Consider the following 3860-nt stretch of genomic DNA (forward strand, 5'->3'; position numbering starts at 1 on the left):
TCCCGGCCAGCCCAGAGGCCGCCATCGGGGGCAAGCCCCCTCCCACATTTGGACCTCGGAGCGTCAGGTAAATACGCGTTAGCTCCCTCGCCACAGGTGCGGTTTCGCACCAAAATTGTGTAGATACCTATGCCCCGATGAGGGAGTGTCAGTAAGCACATCTGTGACTGACCCACCGCAATCGGGGTGTAAGCCCCCTCCCACATTTAGATCGCATTGAGGCCGATTAACCGCGTTGATCGTCGAAATACGCCTTCCTGCCGTCCACCCGCTCCGATGCTCTTGGCACATTCACCGCCTGGCCTTCAGGCTTCTCCACATACCAATAACAGTGGCTGACCGCTCGCGTGATGCCGACGTAGGCCAGGCGCAGCACTTCGTCTTTTTGTGCGTTGTCATACGCCTCGCTGTCGCCATCCTTGCCCAGGCCCGCCATGCGATAGACCTGGTTCTTGTAGGGCGAGCTGGTGAGGTGCTGGCAGTCACCCAGTAGAAACACCACGTCCGCCTGCAAACCCTTGGCGCTGTGATAGGTCAGCTGTTTGAGCCTGCGCGCCTGAGGCGGCAAGCTAGAATCCAGATTAACTAAAGCCTGAATATGCTCTTGTATCAACAACTTATCGCTACTTTTTCGATACAACATCAAGATCTTATCGCCCCGCTGATAATGCTCGAGCAGCTGCTGCGCCAGTGCCGCGTCGTCGCGCTCGCGCACTGTCACGGGCACCAGCGGCTTGGGCTCGCCACTGGCCCTGGCCTTTTTACCGGGAATGGCCGGCGCGCTGCGCACGATGTGCTCGGCAGCATCGATGATGTGTTGATGGCTGCGGTAGTTCTCGGCGAGCATCACCCGCGTGGTAGTCGGCGATGCAAACTCCTTATTGAACTCCATGAAGTATTTGGGCGAACTGCCGCGCCAGCCGTAGATCGACTGCCAGTCATCCCCCACGCACAGCAGCGATGAACGCTGCGCCCCGCGCCCGACGTGCATGGCCGGGCCACGGCTGCGGATTTCGCGCAGGCTGGCACGGATCCACGAGACAATCTGCGGCGATACGTCCTGGAACTCGTCGATCATCAGGTGCGACATCGGCCGCAGCAGTGGGTCGCTGAGCAGCTTGAGGTTTTCCGGGGTATTTTCGCCAAACAACGAAAACATGCGGTTATACGTCATGATCGGCGGCGATTGATCGAGCAAGTGGTCTTCCAGGGCCTTCCAGAAAATGCCCAGGGCCTCGAAGAACAAGCGGTCCGGGTCGTCCTTGGCAAAGCTCATGCGGCCTACGGCGCCGGGCACATCCAACCCAAGGTTCTCGATAAAGCCGGCGGCCATCACAAAGCAGTCCAACAGCGGCGCGGAAGCAAGCTCACCCTTGACCTTGTAATCGAACCCCGGCCCGGCCGTGGCGTCGCCCGCCAGACTGCCTAATAACCTAGTTGAAGACTCATAGTTATCCAGCCATATCAAAGGCTTGCGGCAGAAAGCTTGAAACAGGGTGCGCTTTACTGCCCACTCCGCGCGCACTGACAGCTTTGAATTGGGCCGGCTGATCTGGGGGCTTTCCCGCGAATCAAAGCCCAGCACCACCCACGCGTCCAGCTCGGGGATATAGCCATGGCAATGAAATATCGCCCCATTGATGTCGAACGCCTGCCGGCTCGGCTCAATGCCCTTGATCGGCCACGCGCCGGCGCGAAACCACAGATCCTCGATGACGTCGCAGAGTTCTTCATCGCGCCTGGCCGCCAGTTCCGTCACCGCCATGCGCTTTTGTACATCCGGGTGATCACGCTCCAACTCCTTGAGTTGCAGCCCATGGCGCGCCAGCGGCGCGATCAACTCACGAAAACGCGCGTGGCTGCCGTGCAAGCGGTGGTAGCAGGCGTTCATCTGTTGGCGCTGGGCGTCGTTGATGCGCAAGTCGAACGGGTTACTGTCGGCGTCCTCCAAGCCGGCGCCGAGGTTCTCGAACGCCTGCAGTCGCTCAAAGCCCGGCAGGCAGCGCACCATCGGCAGGATGCGTGAGTGAAAGGTGCGCACCACCGCCTGGGCCTCTTTTTGGCCAAGGGGTTGGCCCCACAGGCTGAGAATCTGCATGAGCTTGTGGATGAAGTCCTTGCGCGACTCGCGGGTGAACGTCACCACGGTCATCGAACTCAGCTCGAAACCCAAGTAATGGGTGAGCAGCAGAATGCGCAGCACCAGGGAGGTCGACTTGCCGGCGCCGGCACCTGCAATCACTGAGGTCGAAGGCGTGTCGCTGAAGATCATTTTCCACTGCGCGGCGCTAGGCTGGGCGTGGGCCGGCAGCAAACGCGCCACGTCGGCCTTGATGCGCTTTTTAATGTCGGCGGTCAGGGGCAATCGCCAGTCATCGAACAGGTTGTCATCAATGCCCGGAGCACGGGGTTCATCGCTACGAAAATCGCGAATCAGCAGGACTTGCCGGCCCTCTTGCAAACCGTCCGCCTTGCCCTCTCGGTAGCCGTACTCTACACCGGCTTCATGCCCGCTGCGAAAACCGTCGGCTTGACCATGCAACCAGGAGAAACGGTGTTGAGCGCGCAACCGCGTGAGGCCGTGTCCGAACAGACGCGCGGCAAGCCGTTTCAACAGCGGCATTTCCGCCAGCGGGCGCAATTCGGGGGGCAGATCAGGCTGTGGGTGCGGCACGCGGACTCCTGGGATGAGCTGGGTTTCGACAGTGCGCCATGGTCGCCGGAATTGACCCCAAGTTCCAGCCAAATGCTTTGCTGTCATGCAGTTAGGCGATGAAGTGAAAGTTATTGCCCTAATTTCCCATCGAATCAATAGATAGGATTAAGGCAGTTTTTACGCTTTTTATCGATCATGCGCTGTTGGATCATAGGGTCATCAACAGGAGACGATCATGCTTGAACTTCGACCCTTCAACACCCTCGGCGGCGCCCACCATGGCTGGCTCGACGCCCATCACCATTTCTCGTTTGCCGAATACCACGACCCCGAGCGCATGCACTGGGGCAACCTGCGGGTGTGGAACGACGACATCATCGCGCCGGGCACCGGCTTCCCGCAGCACGCGCACCGCGACATGGAGATCATCACCTACGTACGCGAAGGCGCCATCAGTCACGCGGATAACCTGGGCAACAAGGGCCGAACCGAAGCGGGCGACGTGCAAGTGATGAGCGCCGGCACCGGGATTGCCCACAGCGAGTACAACCTGGAAGCCACGCCGACCAGGATCTTCCAGATCTGGATCATCCCGAATGAAGCCGGGTTGCCACCCTCCTGGGGCGCCAAGCCGTTTCCGCGAGGTGTACGCGAAGGATTCGTGACCCTGGCCAGCGGCAAGGCCGGAGACACCGAAAGCCTGCGCATTCGCGCCGACGCACGCCTGGTGGCGGCGAATCTGAAGGCCGGAGAAACGGCCGAGTATCGGCTGGACAGCGGGCGCCGAGCCTACCTGGTACCGGCAACAGGCGTGATTGAAGTCAATGGCCTGCGTGCACAAGCTCGAGACGGCGTGGCGGTTGCCGATGAGCAGGTGCTGCGGGTGACGGCGGTTGAAGACAGTGAAGTTGTGCTGGTCGACCTGGCCTGAGCCAAAGTCTTGCTGGCATCTAACTGATGCCAGTCAGTCAAACGCACACCGCCGCTTGTAGGAGCGAGCTTGCTCGCGAAAAACGTCAACGATAACGCGTGCTTCCTGAATAAACGCGGCGCCTGTTAGTTTTTCGCGAGCAAGCTCGCTCCTACACAAAGCAGCCGCACTCGTAACCACGATGCGAAGCGAGCCGCTCTTGATTTTGATCTTGATCTCAGGCGCCCCGTTAAACCACGCTGGCCGAACGCAGGCTTGAATCCGTGGGTAACC

3 protein-coding genes are annotated in these 3860 nt (G+C 60.1%); 1 reads left to right on the plus strand and 2 read right to left on the minus strand.

The features are described from left to right. Positions 1-226: 226 nt before the first annotated feature. Positions 227-2674: a UvrD-helicase domain-containing protein gene (locus BFP90_RS14950; protein WP_065897206.1), complete on the minus strand. Its 2448-nt coding sequence runs from the start codon at positions 2672-2674 to the stop codon at positions 227-229. A gap of 217 nt (positions 2675-2891) precedes the next feature. On the opposite strand from BFP90_RS14950, the gene BFP90_RS14955 reads away from it, so the two are divergent. After that, the gene (locus tag BFP90_RS14955; protein WP_065888109.1) at positions 2892-3587 is read left to right on the plus strand and encodes a pirin family protein; all 696 of its coding nucleotides are present in this window, start codon (positions 2892-2894) and stop codon (positions 3585-3587) included. Between the two features lie 33 nt (positions 3588-3620). On the opposite strand, the gene BFP90_RS28945 is transcribed toward BFP90_RS14955, so the two are convergent. Continuing rightward, on the minus strand, positions 3621-3860 hold a 240-nt coding region (locus BFP90_RS28945), incomplete at its 5' end, for a hypothetical protein (RefSeq protein ID WP_218061244.1).

The organism is Pseudomonas sp. 24 E 13 (genome assembly GCF_900004715.1).
In the GTDB taxonomy this organism is placed as follows: Bacteria; Pseudomonadota; Gammaproteobacteria; order Pseudomonadales; family Pseudomonadaceae; genus Aquipseudomonas; species Aquipseudomonas orientalis_A.